The sequence below is a fragment of the Flavobacterium crocinum genome, assembly GCF_003122385.1.
Classification (GTDB): domain Bacteria; phylum Bacteroidota; class Bacteroidia; order Flavobacteriales; family Flavobacteriaceae; genus Flavobacterium; species Flavobacterium crocinum.
In genome coordinates, this window is the sequence record NZ_CP029255.1 from 1,363,878 (window position 1) to 1,381,246 (window position 17,369).

The following is a 17,369-nucleotide window of genomic DNA, read 5'->3' on the forward strand; positions in this document are numbered from 1 at the left end:
TGAAACTTGAAACATTTTTTTTATCTGAATAAATTTTTATCGAATACCATTCTAATTGCATCTGCATGACGACGTTTTGCACGTGTGTAACTTCCTGATGCTGGAGCAGAATATGCTTTTAATGAAGCTAATCTCCATTTTACAAGATCAAAGTTCATTAACATAAAACTGTAAGCTCCCATGTTTTTAGGCTCTTCCTGTGCCCAAACATAATCATCTGCATTTGGATATTTAGCGATGATTTCTTTGATTTGCTCCACTGGGAAAGGGAATAATTGTTCGATACGAACCACTGCAACATCATTTCTTCCGTTGTTTTCTCTTTCAGCCACAATATCATAGTAGAATTTACCGGTACAGAAAACTAATGTTTTAACTTTCTTTTTATCTACTGTATTATCGTCAATTGTTTCCTGGAAACTTCCTGTAGCTAATTCTTCAACTGTAGATACGCATCTTGGATCACGTAATAAACTTTTTGGAGAGAAAACTACCAATGGTTTACGGAAGTTTGTTTTCATTTGTCTTCTCAATAAATGGAAGAAGTTGGCTGGAGTTGTACAGTCTGCCACATACATATTATGTCTTGCACAAAGCTGTAAGTAACGTTCCATTCTTGCAGAAGAGTGTTCAGCACCTTGTCCTTCATATCCGTGAGGCAATAACATAACGATACCGTTTTGGTTGTTCCATTTGTCTTCTCCACAAGAAATATACTGGTCAATCATGATTTGAGCACCGTTAGAGAAATCTCCAAATTGCGCTTCCCAGATGGTTAAGGCTTTTGGGTTTGCTAATGCATATCCATAGTCAAAACCTAGAACACCATATTCAGATAATAAAGAGTTGAAAACTCCGAATTTTCCTTTTTTGTTTTCGATTGCATCTAAAAGAATTACTTCTTCTTCTGAATCTTCAACTTTAACTACAGCATGACGGTGAGAGAATGTACCACGCTCAACATCCTGACCAGAAATACGAACATCAAATCCTTCAGTTAAAAGAGATCCGTAAGCCAATGCTTCTGCAGTTCCCCAGTCAAGAGTATTGTTATCGTATCCAACTTTTCTGTCTGTAACAATTTTAGTTATTTTGTTGATGAACTTTTTGTCTTCCGGTAAAGTCGAGATTGTGTTGATGATAGAATCTAAACCTTCTTTAGCAAAAGTAGTATCAACTTTCTGAAGCATTTGTGTATCAGTTACCTGAACAAATCCTTCCCATTCGTTTTTCATGAATGGAGTAATGATAGTCAAATCTTTTTTACGAGAAGCTTCTAAGTTTTCTTCTAAAGCAGATTTGTATTGTTTTTCTAAACCATTAACATAAGATGCATCGATTACGCCGTCAGATAATAATTTTTCAGCGTAGATGTCTCTTGGGTTTTTATGTTTAGCAATGATTTTATAAAGAACTGGCTGCGTGAAACGAGGTTCGTCACCTTCGTTATGACCGTATTTTCTGTATCCTAATAAGTCAATAAATACGTCACGTCCAAACTGCATTCTGTAATCTAATGCAAAAGATACAGCGTGTACAACAGCCTCAGCATCATCAGCATTTACGTGTAATACTGGAGATAAAGTTACTTTAGCAACGTCTGTACAATAAGTAGAAGAACGAGCATCTAAATAGTTAGTCGTAAATCCAACCTGGTTGTTGATTACAATATGGATTGTTCCTCCAGTTTTGTAACCATCTAATTGTGCCATTTGAATGATTTCATAAAGAATACCTTGACCTGCGATTGCAGCATCACCGTGAACAGCGATTGGTAATACTTTAGAGAAATCATCAGCAAAATATTTGTCTTGTTTTGCTCTTGTGATTCCTTCAATTACAGCTCCAACCGTTTCTAAGTGAGAAGGGTTTGGTGCTAAATTGATGTTGATGCTTTTTCCAGATCTTGTTTTTCTGTCGGCAGTAAGACCTAAGTGGTATTTTACGTCACCGTCAAAATATTCCTGATCGTAATCTTTTCCATCAAACTCACCGAAGATGTCCTGAGTCGATTTTCCGAAGATATTTGCCAAAACGTTCAAACGACCACGGTGAGCCATTCCCATTACGAATTGTTCAACCCCTTTTTCTGCAGCTTGCTCAATTAAAGCATCAAGAGCAGGGATAATAGATTCTCCACCTTCTAATGAGAAACGTTTTTGTCCAACATATTTAGTATGAAGGAAGTTCTCAAAAGATACAGCTTCGTTTAATTTATTTAAGATCGTTTTCTTTTCTTCTGTAGAGAAATTTGGCTGATTAACATTTACAGACAATTTATCCTGAATCCATTTTACAACGCCAGGATTTCTAATATACATATATTCAATACCGATATGCTGGCAATAAATAGTTTTAAGGCGGTTTACAATATCTTGTAAAGAAGATGGTTGCATTCCGATAGTCTGAGCAGCATCAAAAACAGTTGAAAGATCAGCTGCAGATAGTCCGAAGTTTTCAATATCTAAAGTTGGTGATGACTGTCTACGATCACGAACTGGATTTGTTTTAGTAAATAAATGTCCGCGCGTACGGTATCCGTCAATTAATTTCAGAACGTTGAATTCTTTTTTTAGTTTTTCTGAAACCTGACTGTAATCTGTGTTATCGCTAGTCACGTACTCAACGATAGTTTGCACTGGATTTTCGTCGTTATAAGTTGTTTGTCCAAAGTCAAAACCTTGAAAGAAACTTCTCCAGCTAGGCTCAACGCTGTCTGGGTTAACTAAATATTGATCGTATAATTGTGCAAAAAACTCGGTATGCGCTGCGTTTAAAAATGAAAACCTATCCATAATATGAGTGAATATACTATTTGTTATATTAGAAAGGCAAAAGTACAACAATCACATTTATTTAAATCTTTTTTTTACGTACTTTTACGTAAAAATTTGTTAAAATAAACGTTAACTATGAAGAAAAATCAAATTTCAATCGTTTTCAATTTCTTTTTTGTGATTTGGGCTGTTTTATTTTCAACGAATGTCTCAGGACAGCAAAAATATGTTATAGATAATAGTAATCACTTTTGGGATAAAGTTCAGTTTGGAGGTGGTTTAGGTTTGGGATTTGGTTCCGGCTACACTGATATTTCTGTCATGCCTAGTGCAATTTACAATGTCAATGAAATTGTTGCCGTTGGAGTCGGACTTCAGTTTGGTTATTTGAATTCAAGGAATTATTATGAATCTTTTGTTTACGGAGGAAGTGTAATTACACTTGTAAACCCAATTCCCGAAATACAATTATCTGCGGAATTAGAACAGGTGAGGGTAGATACCAGATATGATTCTAATATTAACAGACCTGCATTTTCAGATAGTTACTGGAATACTGCTCTTTATCTCGGAGCAGGATATAGAACAGGAAATGTTACTATCGGCGCCCGTTACGATGTTTTATATGATCCGGACAGAAGTCTTTATGGTTCTGGATTTATGCCTTTTGTGAGAGTTTATTTTTAAAGTTGCTAAGGTGCTGAGATGCTAAGATTCTAAGTTTTTAAAATCCGGAAAAATTGAAAAGATATATTTTTATACTTGTTGTCATTGTGTTTACGAGTTGTAATGACTCTAAAAAAGCAGAAGCCCATAATGAGAAGGTTGTAAAAAAAGAGTTACGACCTTTTTTTGATGCGGATAAAATTGATCATTATTTTGTGAATTATACTCTTGATAGCATAATTATTTCTGGAGAAAAAAGTAAAAAATCAAAAAAAGAGAAAGAGTTTGAAGATTTATTTATGGGATATTTCCCTGATAGTGTTCCTAAAAAAGATTTTGAGAAAATTTTGCTTAGTCATAATTATAAGAAATCTAACTTAACATTAAAACAACAAAAGGAGATTGAAAATGTATTCAGTGAAAAAGACTCCTTGCAGATGAGTGCATATGCTTGCGTTCCTGAATATCGTGATATTTTTATTTTTAGGAAGAAGGAAAAAACGGTTGGAATTGCAAAGATTTGTTTTAAATGTGGTCGTTTCCAGATTATAGGAAGTAAATTAGATACAAGTGGTTTTGGACTTTGGACTGAATTGGATAAACTATAAAGAGATTGTTAGTTCCAATGATAAAAAAACTTAGAATCTTAGCATCTCAGCATCTCAGAACCTTACTTGTAATAATTCCTAAACCAGACTTTCTGCCACTCTCTTTTTAAAATCAAAAACGCAACTTGCTCGGCAAGAATTACTAAATCTGATCCATCTAGTTGTTTGATTTCATTTTCAGGAACGTCAATGATATAAAGCAGATTCAAATATTCAGCAAATTTGTACTGAATCATTCGGTAGATTTTTTCGTGAAGCTGAATTTTTAATTCGTCTGGCGAAATGCTTAACGGAAAATCGATTCCTTCATTCGCAAGATTAAAGTCTTTATTAATCTGTTCAATCAAATTTAAATATAAAGTCTCTGCCTGCGCTTGCGCTAATAATGATTCGGTATTTACGGGTGCTACAAACATGAGATTTTAGATTTTAGATTGCTGATTGTAGATTTTTTTTCTGAATACTTTTTTCTGAAAACGGAACACTAAACCTTACGTCCCATTAAATTTTCGCCAAAAGTTTTTAAAACCTCTTTCTTTTCGGTATTAATTTCCATTTTTTCTAAAGTTTCAAAAGCTTTAAAAGTGTACATTTCAATTGCTTCCTGTGTAGCTTTTGAAGCTCCGGATTCGTTAAAAATGGTCTTGGCTGTTTCTATTTTCTCTAAATTATCTTCCAATTGTAAAGTAAATAACTGCTCTAATTCTGCCGCTTTTTCTTTAGAAGAAAATTCTAAAGCTTTTAGATATAAATAGGTTTTTTTGTTTTCAATTATATCACCTCCAACTTGTTTTCCAAAAGTTTCCGGATCTCCAAAAGCATCCAGGTAATCATCTTGTAATTGGAAAGCTAAGCCTAAATTTAATCCAAAATCGTAGATTAAATCAGCTTCTTTTTCAGATGTTTTGGCTATAATTGCACCCATTTTCATGGCAGCGGCAACCAAAACGGCTGTTTTATATTCGATCATTTTTAAATATTGCGGAATTGTAACATCTTTTCGGGTTTCAAAATCTACATCCCATTGCTGACCTTCGCAAACTTCAAGAGCGGTTTTGCTGAATAATTTGGCTAAGTTTCTAAAAACGTTTGGCTCGTATTGTTCAAAGTATTGATAAGCCAAAATCAGCATCGCATCTCCCGAAAGAATTCCGGTATTTAAATTCCATTTTTCATGAACTGTTACTTGGCCTCTTCGCAAAGGCGCATCATCCATTATATCATCATGAACAAGTGAGAAATTATGAAAAACTTCCACAGCCATAGCTGCAGGGAGAGCAACGGAATAATCAGTATCAAAAACTTCTGCGGCCATTAAAGTTAAAACCGGACGGATGCGTTTTCCTCCAAGTCCTAAAATATATTCAATCGGCTCATAGAGATTTACAGGTTCTTTGTGAATATTTTGTTTTTTTAAATAATCAATAAAAAAATCCTGGTACTGACTAATATCGTGCATAAAATAAAATTCTGATTTACGAGCCTCAAAGATACAATTCAATTATGAATTATTAGGTTCTAAATTTTAAATGCTGACAAAACTTTAAAGATTAATTAAAAGAGCTAAGAATGAATATGTTAAAATTATTTCTAAAAAACTTGGAAACTTTTTTGGTATTTAGAGTTTCCTCTTTATATTTGCACCGTTAAATGGAAACTAAGAACACTGTAAAAGTTTCCATTTCGATTTTGAGATATTATAAACTCATTAAAATCAGTTATTTATGAAAACAACATGGACTTTAGATTCTACACAATCAGATGTTTTAATTAAAATGAGACATTCGATCATTGCTTATTTGGGAGGAACAACAAACAAATTTGGCGGTTATGTGAGTCTTGAAGATAATGAGATTGAAGATGCTTCGGTTGAATTTTCGCTGGATATTAATAATAAAACTGAAAGCTTTCAGCAAATTGACACCAATTTACAGCTTCAGGATTTTTTTGATGTAGATGAGCACCCAATAATTAGTTTTAAATCGACTTCATTTCAAAAGATAAATAACAATATTAATTTTTTCAAAGGAGATTTAACTATAAAAGATGTAACACGAGTTGTAGAACTGGACGCAGAGTTTATTGGAGTAAATACCTACAATGGAGAGAAAAAAGTAGCTTTCGAAATTAAGGGTGATATCAAACGTCAGGACTTTGGATTAGATTATAATTCATTTCATCACAATGGAGGTTTGGCTTTAGGAAAAGATATCAAATTAATTGCAAATCTTGAATTTAGTATATAAATCTTACACAATTATTAACTTAATGTAAAATTATTACAAATATCATGGAAACTATTTTTTTAGATTTTAGTTTCCTAATTATATTTGTAAGACAATTGGGAGAATTAAAATGAAAGAGAAAATAATAGCAAAAGCAAGCGAACTTTTTTTAAAGCTTGGTTTTAAGAGTGTTACCATGGATGATATTGCAGGAGAAATGTGTATTTCGAAAAAAACGATATACAAATATTTCTGTAATAAGGAAGTTTTGATTGAAGAAAGCACTTCTTTGGTTCATGGACAAGTTCATGAAATTATGGATACCATTATCGCTAAGAATTACAATGCTATTCATGAGAATTTCGAAATTAGGGAAATGTTTCGTGATATGTTTAAAAATAATATTGATACTTCTCCAATTTACCAGCTGAAAAAGCATTATCCGGAGATTTACCAAAATATTCTTTCTTTTGAAATTGATCAGTGTACACAATGTTTTAGAGAGAATATTGAAAAAGGAATTCGCGAAGGACTTTACAGAAGTGATTTAAATGTGGAGGTTTATGTAAAGTTTTACTATACACTGGTTTTTCATATTAACGAAAATACCGTTTCTGAAAGCGAAGCACAAAGAATAGAATTAGAAGCATTAGAATACCATACTCGGGCAATGGCTACTCAAAAAGGAGTCGAGGAATTAGAAAAGCAATTGAAAAGAATTAAAAATTAACATTCCAAAATTAATCGTCATTTTTCTCTGTGAGGGTAAAGAAAAAATGACGGTCTCATCTCAAATTTAATAAATAGTAACACTTATGAAAAGAATCTTTCTTATAGTTTTGTGTACAGTAGGCTTATCTGCTGTTGCACAAACCACTACTTTAACTCTGAAAGACGCAGTCAATTATGCGCTTCAAAATAAAGCTGATGCGAAAAAAGCAAAACTTCAGGTTGAAAACAGCGAATATAAAATTCAGGAAGTACGTTCAAGAGCGTTACCGCAAATCTCTGCGAACGGGAACTTAACATACAATCCTATTATTCAGACTACGGTTATTGATGGAGCTGGATTTGGTCAGCCGGGAACTACAATTCAGGCTGCATTTGGACAGACCTGGACTTCGACTGCAGGACTTTCTTTAACTCAGGCCATTTTTGATCAATCTGTTTTTACGGGATTAAAAGCAGCAAAATCTACTCGTGAGTTTTATCAAATAAACGATCAATTGACAGAAGAGCAAGTTATTGAGAGAGTTGCGAATAATTATTATTCTGTATATGTTCAGCAGGAAAGACTGATGCTTTTGGATAGTAATTATGTAAACACTACAAAAGTTCGCGATATTGTAAAAGGACAGTTTGATAACGGTTTGGCAAAAAAAATTGACTTAGATCGTATTGTCGTTAAAATGTCTAACATAGATACAGAACGCCAACAGATTAAAAATCAAATTACATTACAGGAAAATGCTTTGAAGTTTTATATGGGGATGCCTATTGAAACTCAAATCGTTTTGCCAAAAGAAGAATTTGAAGTTGTTCCAGCTGCTTTAACTCAAGAACCAAATATCGAAAACAGAACAGAATATCTGCTTTTGAAAAAACAAGAAGAGCTTTTGGTTTACAATAAAAAAGCAATGCAAGCAGGATATTACCCTACACTTTCATTAACTGCCGGTTATAATTATATTGGTCAGGGTCCCGAATTTCCTTGGTTTGCAAAACCAGATAAAGGAGTTTATTGGTCAGATTTCTCTGCAATTGGGTTAAACTTACACGTACCAATCTTTACAGGTTTTGGTACTCGTGCAAAAGTAAGACAAGCAGATGTTGAAATTAGATCCCTTCAGGAAGATATCAAAGACACTAAATTATCTCTTGATTTAGATTACAAAAATGCAATGGCACAAATCGATAATAATTTGGTGACCATTCAGAATCAACAAGAAAATATGCGTTTAGCTAGTGAAATTCTTAGCAACACCAAAAACAATTATCTTCAGGGATTAGCTTCTTTAACCGATTTGCTTGACGCAGAAAATGCATCACTTGAAGCTCAAAATAATTATACCAGAGCAGTTTTAAATTATAAAATTGCCGAAATATCTCTAATTAAATCAAAAGGCGAACTAAAATCTCTTACTAAATAACAAATTATTACAATGAAAAAAATAATTATAACAATCGTAATCATAGTCGTGGCAATTGTCGGGATTAACCTCATTTTAAATAAGAATAAGGCTGAGAATGAAGGTAAAACTGCAATTGTAGCAGAAAAAAATGCAGCAGTTTCTGTAAAAGTAGCAACTGTAAAAACTGAAGATGTAAATCTTGGTTTTACTGCAAACGGAAACTTTGCACCAATTCAGGAATTGACTTTCTCTGCAGAGAAATCCGGAAAAGTAATCAGTGTTTTAGTAAAAGAAGGTGATTACGTAAGAGTGGGACAAACTCTTTTAACAGTAAGAGGTGATGTAATCAATGTAAATGCTCAGGCAGCAGAAGCAGCATATCAAAATGCAAAATCTGATTATGCCAGATATGAAAATGCTTTTAAAACAGGTGGTGTTACAAAACAACAATTGGATCAGGCAAAATTAGCTTTAACAAATGCTCAGTCTAATTATACTCAGGCTAAAATCAATGTTGGAGATACAAGAGTAAAAGCTCCAATCAATGGATATATCAATAAAAAATATGTTGAGCCGGGATCTATTTTAGCCGGAATGCCTGCAACTGCTTTATTTGATATTGTAAACGTTTCTAAATTGAAATTGACAGTTACAGTAAACGAAAGCCAGGTAGCAAGTTTAAAATTAGGAAACACAGTAAACATTACTGCTAGTGTTTATCCTGACAAAAGTTTCTCTGGAAAAATTACTTTCATCGCTGCAAAAGCAGATGCTTCTTTAAACTTCCCTGTTGAAATTGAAATTACAAACAATGCTAACAACGACTTAAAAGCGGGTATGTACGGAACAGCAAACTTTGGTTCAAACAACCAAAAACAAAACTTAAAAGTGGTTCCTAGAAATGCTTTTGTTGGAAGTGTAAGCAGTAACGAAATCTTCGTAGTAGAAAATAACGTTGCTAAATTGAAAAAAGTAGTTGCCGGAAGAATCTTAGGAGACAAAGTTGAAATCATCAATGGATTGAATGACGGAGACGTAGTTATTACTACAGGTCAAATCAACTTACAAGACGGAAATACAGTAGAAATTATTAAATAAAAGTAATTAGTGATTGAGGGATTAGTCCTTAGTCCTTAGTTTTTAGTGCCTTGAATTAGGTAATATTAAAAACGGGGAACTAAAAACTAAGGACTAATAAAACTAAAGACTTAATAAAAAGACATATGAAATTAGCCGAAATATCCATAAAACGTCCGTCGTTAGTAATTGTATTGTTTACAATTCTGACTTTAGGTGGATTGTTCAGTTACAGCCAGTTAGGCTACGAGCTGATCCCAAAATTCGAAACCAATGTAATTACGGTTTCAACTACTTATCCTGGTGCTTCTCCAAGTGAGGTTGAAAATACAGTAACAAAGAAAATTGAGGATGCGATTGCTTCTCTTGAAAATATCAAAAAAATCGACTCGAAATCTTATGAAAGTTTATCTGTAGTATCGATCACATTGACTTCAAATGCCAATGTTGATATTTCGATGAACGATGCACAGCGTAAAATTAACGCGATTTTGAGTGACTTACCGGACGATGCTGATCCACCGTCATTGACTAAATTCTCTTTGAGTGATTTACCAATCATGACACTTGGAGCCAATGGTAAAATGGACGAAGCACAATTTTACGATTTGATCGATAAAAAGATTGCTCCAATCTTATCCCGTGTACAAGGGGTTGCTCAGGTAAACATTATTGGTGGTCAGGAGCGTGAAATTCAGGTAAACCTTGACGCTGTAAAAATGCAAGGTTACGGACTTTCGGTTCCTCAGGTACAGCAGACAATTTTGAGTTCAAACCTGGATTTCCCTACTGGAAACATTCAGACTCGTAACCAAAAAATCTTAATCCGTTTAGCGGGTAAATATAAAAACGTTGAAGAATTAAGAAATTTAGTAGTTTCTTCTCAAAACGGAATTCAGGTTCGTTTAGGAGATATTGCAGACGTTCAGGATACACAAAAAATCGCGGAGAAAATTGCGCGTGTAGATCAAAAAAGTGCAATTGTACTTCAAATCGTAAAACAATCAGATGCGAATGCGGTTGCGGTAAGTGAGCAGTTAATTAAAACGGTTAAGACATTAGAGAACGATTACAAATCGGTTCAGTTAAAATTAGAAGTTGCAAAAGACAGTACAGTGTTTACGCTTGAAGCAGCAGACTCAGTTGTACATGACTTGTTAATTGCGGTTATTCTGGTAGCATTTGTAATGTTGTTTTTCCTCCACAGTATTAGAAACTCATTGATCGTAATGGTATCTATTCCTGCTTCTTTGATTGCAACATTTATTGGTATTTATTTGTTAGGTTATACACTTAACTTAATGTCTTTACTTGGTCTGTCTCTTGTAGTTGGTATTCTTGTGGATGACGCCATCGTTGTACTTGAAAATATTTACCGACACATGGAAATGGGTAAAAGCCGAATTCGTGCCGCTTATGACGGAACTGCCGAAATTGGTGCAACCGTAACTTCGATTACTTTAGTAATTGTGGTGGTGTTCTTGCCAATTGCAATGAGTACAGGATTGGTATCGAACATTATTACACAATTCTGTGTTACAGTAATTATCTCTACGATGTTCTCATTATTGGCTTCGTTTACTATCATTCCATGGTTGTCTTCTCGTTTTGGAAAATTAGAGCATATTGAAGGTAAAAACCTTTTCGGAAGAATCATTCTTGGATTCGAAAGCTATTTAACTCGTTTTACTGACTGGGTATCTAACTTACTAAACTGGTGTTTAGATCACTATATTAAAACGATCGTTGCTGTTGTCGTAATGTTTTTTGGAACAATCTTCTGGTTAATGGGAGGTGGTTACATTGGAGGAGAGTTCTTTGCATCATCTGATAGTGGTGAGTTCTTAGTACAAATTGAGATGCCAAAAGATGCTTCGTTGGAGCAAACCAACTTTATGACGCAAAAAGCAGAAGCTTTCTTAAAAGGAGAGAAATATGTTTTCAGTCAGATTACAACAGTAGGTCAAACCAGTGAAGGTTTGGGAGCAGCTCAGGCTACAGCTTACAAAGCAGAGATCGATGTTAAAATGATCGAGCAAAAAGATCGTACAGATGATGCCAACGTTTATGCTGCTAAAACAAAACGTAAACTGGAGAAAATTTTAGTTGGTGCTAAGGTAAAAACAGTTCCTGTAGGTATCTTAGGAACAGCAGAAGATGCTACTTTAGGTTTGATCGTAACTGGTCCAAACGTAGAAAGTGCCATGAAATTTGCAAAAATGGCTGAAGCTGAATTACGCACCATCCCTGGAACAACCGAGATTAAATTGACTGTTGAGGACGGAAACCCGGAAATCAATGTTCAGGTTGACCGAGATAAAATGGCTGCGTTAGGATTGACGCTGCAAACAGTTGGTCTAACAATGCAGACAGCTTATAGCGGTAACACTGATGGTAAATACAGAGCTGGTGAATACGAATATGATATCAACATCAAATACAACGAATTTGATAGAAAAAACATCACAGACGTTAGTAACCTGATTTTCATAAACAACGCTGGACAGCAGATTAAATTAAACCAATTCGCAACAATTACGGAAGGTTCTGGACCAAGTAAATTAGAACGTAGAGATAAAACAGCTTCTGTAACTGTACAAGGTCAGAACGTTGGGGTGCCGGCGGGAACAATTGTACAGCAATGGCAGGAAAAATTAGATAAATTGAAAAAACCAACAGGAGTTAACTACATCTGGGGTGGAGACCAGGAGAACCAGTCAGAAGGATTTGGTACTTTAGGAATTGCATTATTAGCCGCTATTATCTTGGTTTATCTTGTAATGGTTGGATTGTATGACAGTTTCGTTCACCCGTTTGTGGTATTGTTCGCAATTCCGCTTTCGTTCATTGGAGTTTTATTTGCACTGGCATTAACCAATAATACATTAAACATCTTTACCATTTTAGGGGTCATCATGTTGATTGGTCTGGTGTGTAAGAATGCCATCATGCTCGTCGATTATACGAATCAGCGAAGAGCAGCCGGAGAGTCAATTAGAAACGCTCTAATTCAGGCAAACCACGCTCGTTTACGTCCGATCTTGATGACAACAATTGCGATGGTGTTCGGTATGTTCCCAATTGCATTAGCATCTGGAGCCGGAGCAGAATGGAAAAATGGATTGGCATGGGTAATTATTGGAGGTTTGATTTCTTCATTATTCCTTACGTTAATTGTGGTTCCGGTAATCTATGACATTATGGAGAAAATTATTAGAAAATTCTCTAAAGGAGAAAAAATCGACTACGAAGCTGAAATGGTGGCTGATTATACGCCAGCAGAATTAAGCGAAGACGGTTTCAACCCTAAACACACCCATTAATAGTTTTAATTTTCAATAGTGAAATTCCGAACCCGAATTCGGAATTTCAACATGAAAAATCCCAGATTCCTTTAAATTGGAATTTGGGATTTTTTTATTGTTAATTGAAAAAGCTGTTTATTTGCATCACCTTACTAAAATAACTATGCTACAAAAAGACAAATCTGCAGCCATTGGTTTTATCTTCATAACCATGTTAATTGACATTACAGGATGGGGAATTATCATTCCTGTGATTCCAAAACTAATTGAAGAACTGATTCATGGAGACATAAGCGAAGCGGCAAAAATAGGCGGCTGGTTAACTTTCGCGTATGCGATAACTCAGTTTGTATTTGCTCCTGTAATTGGAAATCTGAGTGATAAATTTGGAAGAAGACCTATTATTTTGATTTCACTTTTCGGATTTTCATTAGATTATATTTTACTGGCATTTTCGCCAACCATTGTTTGGCTTTTTGTGGGAAGAATTATCGCAGGTATAACCGGAGCAAGTATTACAACCGCTTCCGCTTATATTGCCGACGTCAGCACAGCAGAAAATAGAGCCAAAAATTTCGGATTAATCGGAGCTGCTTTCGGATTAGGGTTCATTATTGGTCCTGTTATTGGAGGGCTTTTAGGTCAATACGGATCCAGAGTTCCCTTTTATGCAGCAGCAGTTTTGTGTATGCTGAACTTCCTATATGGATTTTTCATTCTGCCGGAATCCCTTAAAAAAGAAAATCGAAGAGAGTTTGACTGGAAACGTGCCAATCCAATTGGAGCCATTTTAGGCTTAAGAAAACATCCAACTTTAATTGGATTGATTGCGGCAATTTTTCTGTTGTATGTAGGTTCTCATGCAGTACAAAGCAACTGGAGTTTTTTCACTATTTACCAATTCAATTGGGATGAGAGAATGATCGGAATATCGTTAGGAATAATAGGTTTATTAGTCGGCGTTGTACAAGGAGGATTGATTCGTTACATTAATCCAAAATTAGGAAATGAAAAAAGTATTTACATCGGTTTGGCTTTATACACAATTGGAATGCTGTTATTTGCTTTTGCAACAGAAAGCTGGATGATGTTTGTTTTTCTAATTCCATATTGTCTTGGCGGAATTGCCGGACCAGCATTACAGTCGGTTGTAGCGAGTAAAGTGGCACCAAGTGAGCAAGGAGAAATTCAGGGAACATTAACCAGTTTAATGAGTGCTTCTTCTATTATTGGGCCTCCAATGATGGCTAATACATTTTACTTTTTTACTCACAATGACGCGCCTTTCAAATTTGCCGGAGCACCGTTTATTTTAGGAGGAGCTTTAATGTTGTTGAGTACGGTTGTTGCTTATTTTTCACTGAAAAAACATACGGCTCCAAAAATGGAAATAGAGAATTAGGAAATCCTATAAAACAAACAAAGTCTTCAGTAAAATGAAGACTTTGTTATTATTTGTAATTTCTACTTAAGATACAAATAATGATTAAAGTAATCAATAATTGCTTTTCCTTCCAGTAAAACATCAGCACCGATAATACCGTGAACAGGTTTGGCTTTAAAAGATTCTAAAGCCTCATTGACATGAGAAAGATCAAAAATCACGATGCTGAAATCTTTGTTTTTCCAGCTTCCTAATTGTAATTTGTTTTGAGATGAAATCTGTGTTTTCATTCCGGTTCCGCCAGCACCTGAAGCTTTTGTTTTGGAATTTTTAGCATCCAGTTCAAAACGTTCAATACTTTCAAATCCGATGCAGGTGTTGGATGCTCCGGTATCTAAAATAAAAGTTCCGGAAATACCGTTAATTTTAGCTTTGATCTGTAAATGTTGCGTTTTAGTTATTTTGAATTTTATTTTTTTGTACTTCTCGATTTTGAGAATTTTGTGAAGATTTTCCATTTCTGTAATGATTGAAACCCAAAAATAAGCCAATTACAGCCAAAAAACTAATGATATAGAAGATATAATTTGTTGGTTTTTTGCTTTCTTCAGTAGTTCCATAATACACAAAAGCACTCCAGTAATACGGAGATTTTTTAGCATTCGGAATCGTTTCATCTTTTAAGAATTCTCTTTTAGCATTGGCAGTCGCTTTTGCAAAAGAACCATTATGTTTAATTTCTTTGTAAAAATCATCCATAAACACAGAAGTCGTATAATCGTTTACATTCCATAAAGAGAACAACAGATTTTGAGCTCCCGCAAACTGAAAACCTCTGGCAACACTCATGGCACCTTCGGCTTTATATAATTTTCCAATTCCGGTTTCACAGGCACTTAAAACCACTAAATCAGGATTAAGTTTTAAATTATAAAGTTCAGAAAACAAGATTTCCTGATCGTAAAACTTAATACTGGCGGGAGTTTCCAAATCGCCCGAAGAAGCGTGTGTACTAAGATGGATAATCGATTTTCCTATCGAATTATTTTTAAAGTTCAAAAAACTGGCATTTTCGTTTTCAAAAAACTGGCCTTTAAAATTATGTTTTATGGATTGCAATTCGTTTTTTGAAAATCGAAGTGCATAATTTGTCTTTTCGAAAATTGGAAAAATACCCAAAATGTTCTGTTTATCATTTGAAAGAGCATTGAAATTCAGATAAAATTCAGCCGAATTATTATAAGCAACATCAAATTGGTTCAGCAAATAATGCATCTTGACAAAGTTATTTGTATTAGAAGTTTCAGAGATTAAGGCTTCAAAAGGCAGAAAAGCTAAAATGCCGTCGGGAATTAAAATTAAATTTTGATGCTTTTGAGGATTTGGAATTTGGAGCTTTTTGTAAACTTTATTCCCAAGGAAATTATACTGTTTTGGATTATTAGTAATTGCCGAAGGATCTTTAAAAAGCCCAATAAACGAAAGCAATTCCGGAAAAGCATTCTTTTCCGTTTCAATTTTATGCAGTGTTATTTTATTGTTTTCTAAAGTGAAATTATAAATGCAGTGTGTTCCATAAAAATACTCAATAAGTATAGCATTGTCTTTTTCTAATTTGGCGTACAGTTTAGCAAGATCAAAGTTGGTGTTGTTTTTTGAATCAATTTTGTTTTGCTTTGTTTTCAAAAGCAGCATTAATTCATTCTGTTTTTTAACAGCTTCATTAATTTTCGAAATATCAGCCAATTCCAGCTTTTGTTGCTCTTTTAAAATAGTAGTATTCCAATTTTGCAATTGCTGTAAAATGAGTTTTTCTTCTCTTGAAATCGTTTCAGAATTTTTAAGATGATTCTTTAAAACAACAGATTTAGTTTGTTCCGAAAGTAAAAAAGCACTTTCCAGATAACTCATTTTTCTTTCTTTTTCATAAAGAGAAAAATAGATTTCGATACATTTTTCGGTACGGTTTCGGTTTCGGACCTGTGTTATAATTTTAGAATTTTCATATATCAAAAGCGACTGGATCATTTCTTCAATTTTAAAAGAAAGAGCATAACTTTCTAATGCATTTTTAGACTGATTTTGAGCTAAAAATACTAAAGCCTGTAAGTCTAAAGCGTCCAATAAAACGGTTTCCGCATAAAGCGAATTCTGATTTGGCAGTTTATTTTTTGAACTGGAATAAGAAGAAAGAAGTGTTTTGAAGATAAACTCAATATTTTCCTGAGCTTCGGTTAATTTTCCTTCGCTGAAAGCAATGAAAGCAGCTTCATAGTAAAACTGTCCAATCTTTCTGGGTTCCCGATTAGAGGTTTTATTAAATTCGGTTTTGGCTTTCTCGAAATATTCCGATGCTTTTCTAAAATCATTTTCATTTACTTTCAGTTGCGCCAGATTTCTATAAGCATTTGCTAAAGTTTCAGTTTGTGATTTATCGTTTTTTAAAAGAGAAACGGCTTTTAAAAATGAAGTTTCAGCTTCGGTTTTTTTAGAAGATAAAACATAATTTGTTCCTAAATTATTGAGCAAAAGACCTTTTTCTGTGTTGGAAAGTTTTTCAGTCTGAATGGTCTTTTCAATTAATTCAATTGCTTTATAAACATTTCCCGTATTTTGATAAACATTCGAAAGATTAAGAATTGCGGCTGTTTTTTGCGCTTTGTTTTTCTCCTGACTGGCAATAAAATAATATTGTTTTATTGTGTTTTCGGCATTTTCATAATCACCCAAAACTGTGTATAAATTCCCTAAAGGTTTTAAACAGAATTCAACAATATCATAGTTCTTCAGTTTGTATTTCTGATAAATCATCCAGGCATTTTCATAGCTTTTTACCGCTTTTAAAGTCTGTCCAAACTGATTTTCATAATAGGCTTTATTACAATTAAGAATAACGATTGCCAATAACTCGTCTTTGGTTTTAGGCTTTGCACTTTTCCAAAAATTATTTTCAATATCTCTGAGATTTTGTAACGCTTCCGCGGAAGGATTTGCGGTAAAACTATCCACAGCATTATATATTTTATCCTCCTGATTTTGTCCGAAAACATTCAGATTCAGGAAAAGGAATATAAAACCATATAAGTGATGTAAGTTCATATTAAGCTTTTTTAATTTCACAGAGATTCACAAAGTTTTTTTCGCAAAGATTCACAAAGCAAAAATAACTTTGCGTATCTCTGTGTAACCTTCGCG

General features: G+C 34.1%; 13 protein-coding genes. 8 read left to right on the forward strand and 5 right to left on the reverse strand.

Annotation, left to right across the window (positions count from 1 at the left end; genetic code table 11):
• Nucleotides 1-20 precede the first annotated feature (20 nt).
• Nucleotides 21-2,795, reverse strand: coding sequence for a 2-oxoglutarate dehydrogenase E1 component (locus HYN56_RS06345; RefSeq protein ID WP_109191402.1), 2,775 nt, complete (start codon nucleotides 2,793-2,795; stop codon nucleotides 21-23).
• Between the two features lie 117 nt (nucleotides 2,796-2,912).
• Here HYN56_RS06345 and HYN56_RS06350 point away from each other — a divergent pair, with 117 nt between their 5' ends.
• Together HYN56_RS06350 and HYN56_RS06355 are read left to right on the forward strand one after the other, a co-directional pair.
• Nucleotides 2,913-3,464 (forward strand): hypothetical protein, encoded by a 552-nt coding sequence (locus HYN56_RS06350; protein ID WP_109191403.1) that lies wholly within the window; start codon nucleotides 2,913-2,915, stop codon nucleotides 3,462-3,464.
• Nucleotides 3,465-3,517: 53 nt separating this feature from the next.
• Entirely contained in the window at nucleotides 3,518-4,051 is a 534-nt protein-coding gene (locus tag HYN56_RS06355; protein WP_109191404.1) for a hypothetical protein, read from the forward strand.
• 62 nt (nucleotides 4,052-4,113) lie between these two features.
• Here the strand turns inward: HYN56_RS06355 and HYN56_RS06360 are convergent, their stop codons facing one another.
• Together HYN56_RS06360 and HYN56_RS06365 are read right to left on the reverse strand one after the other, a co-directional pair.
• Nucleotides 4,114-4,467: a hypothetical protein gene (locus HYN56_RS06360; protein ID WP_091490550.1), complete on the reverse strand. Its 354-nt coding sequence runs from the start codon at nucleotides 4,465-4,467 to the stop codon at nucleotides 4,114-4,116.
• Between the two features lie 68 nt (nucleotides 4,468-4,535).
• Nucleotides 4,536-5,510 carry a polyprenyl synthetase family protein gene (locus tag HYN56_RS06365; protein WP_109191405.1) on the reverse strand — a complete coding sequence of 325 codons (975 nt, stop codon included), beginning with the start codon at nucleotides 5,508-5,510 and terminating at the stop codon, nucleotides 4,536-4,538.
• Between the two features lie 265 nt (nucleotides 5,511-5,775).
• Here HYN56_RS06365 and HYN56_RS06370 point away from each other — a divergent pair, with 265 nt between their 5' ends.
• The 6 genes from HYN56_RS06370 to HYN56_RS06395 all read left to right on the forward strand — a co-directional run bounded on the left by HYN56_RS06370 (nucleotide 5,776) and on the right by HYN56_RS06395 (nucleotide 14,192).
• Nucleotides 5,776-6,297 (forward strand): YceI family protein, encoded by a 522-nt coding sequence (locus tag HYN56_RS06370; RefSeq protein ID WP_109191406.1) that lies wholly within the window; start codon nucleotides 5,776-5,778, stop codon nucleotides 6,295-6,297.
• Nucleotides 6,298-6,406: 109 nt separating this feature from the next.
• On the forward strand, nucleotides 6,407-7,006 hold the full coding sequence (locus tag HYN56_RS06375; protein WP_109191407.1) for a TetR/AcrR family transcriptional regulator: 600 nt from the start codon (nucleotides 6,407-6,409) through the stop codon (nucleotides 7,004-7,006).
• An 85-nt stretch (nucleotides 7,007-7,091) separates the two neighbouring features.
• Entirely contained in the window at nucleotides 7,092-8,426 is a 1,335-nt protein-coding gene (locus HYN56_RS06380; RefSeq protein ID WP_109191408.1) for a TolC family protein, read from the forward strand.
• Nucleotides 8,427-8,438: 12 nt separating this feature from the next.
• Nucleotides 8,439-9,506: an efflux RND transporter periplasmic adaptor subunit gene (locus HYN56_RS06385; protein WP_109191409.1), complete on the forward strand. Its 1,068-nt coding sequence runs from the start codon at nucleotides 8,439-8,441 to the stop codon at nucleotides 9,504-9,506.
• A gap of 125 nt (nucleotides 9,507-9,631) precedes the next feature.
• Nucleotides 9,632-12,808, forward strand: a complete 3,177-nt coding sequence (locus HYN56_RS06390) for an efflux RND transporter permease subunit (protein ID WP_109191410.1) — start codon at nucleotides 9,632-9,634, stop codon at nucleotides 12,806-12,808.
• Nucleotides 12,809-12,953: 145 nt separating this feature from the next.
• Nucleotides 12,954-14,192 carry a TCR/Tet family MFS transporter gene (locus tag HYN56_RS06395; RefSeq protein WP_109191411.1) on the forward strand — a complete coding sequence of 413 codons (1,239 nt, stop codon included), beginning with the start codon at nucleotides 12,954-12,956 and terminating at the stop codon, nucleotides 14,190-14,192.
• Between the two features lie 62 nt (nucleotides 14,193-14,254).
• On the opposite strand, the gene HYN56_RS06400 is transcribed toward HYN56_RS06395, so the two are convergent.
• Both HYN56_RS06400 and HYN56_RS06405 read right to left on the reverse strand, forming a co-directional pair.
• Nucleotides 14,255-14,692: a retropepsin-like aspartic protease gene (locus HYN56_RS06400; protein ID WP_109191412.1), complete on the reverse strand. Its 438-nt coding sequence runs from the start codon at nucleotides 14,690-14,692 to the stop codon at nucleotides 14,255-14,257.
• Complete coding sequence (locus tag HYN56_RS06405) at nucleotides 14,628-17,273, reverse strand: CHAT domain-containing protein (protein WP_109191413.1); 2,646 nt, start codon at nucleotides 17,271-17,273, stop codon at nucleotides 14,628-14,630. Before HYN56_RS06405 ends, HYN56_RS06400 begins: the two co-directional genes overlap by 65 nt.
• Nucleotides 17,274-17,369 lie beyond the last annotated feature (96 nt).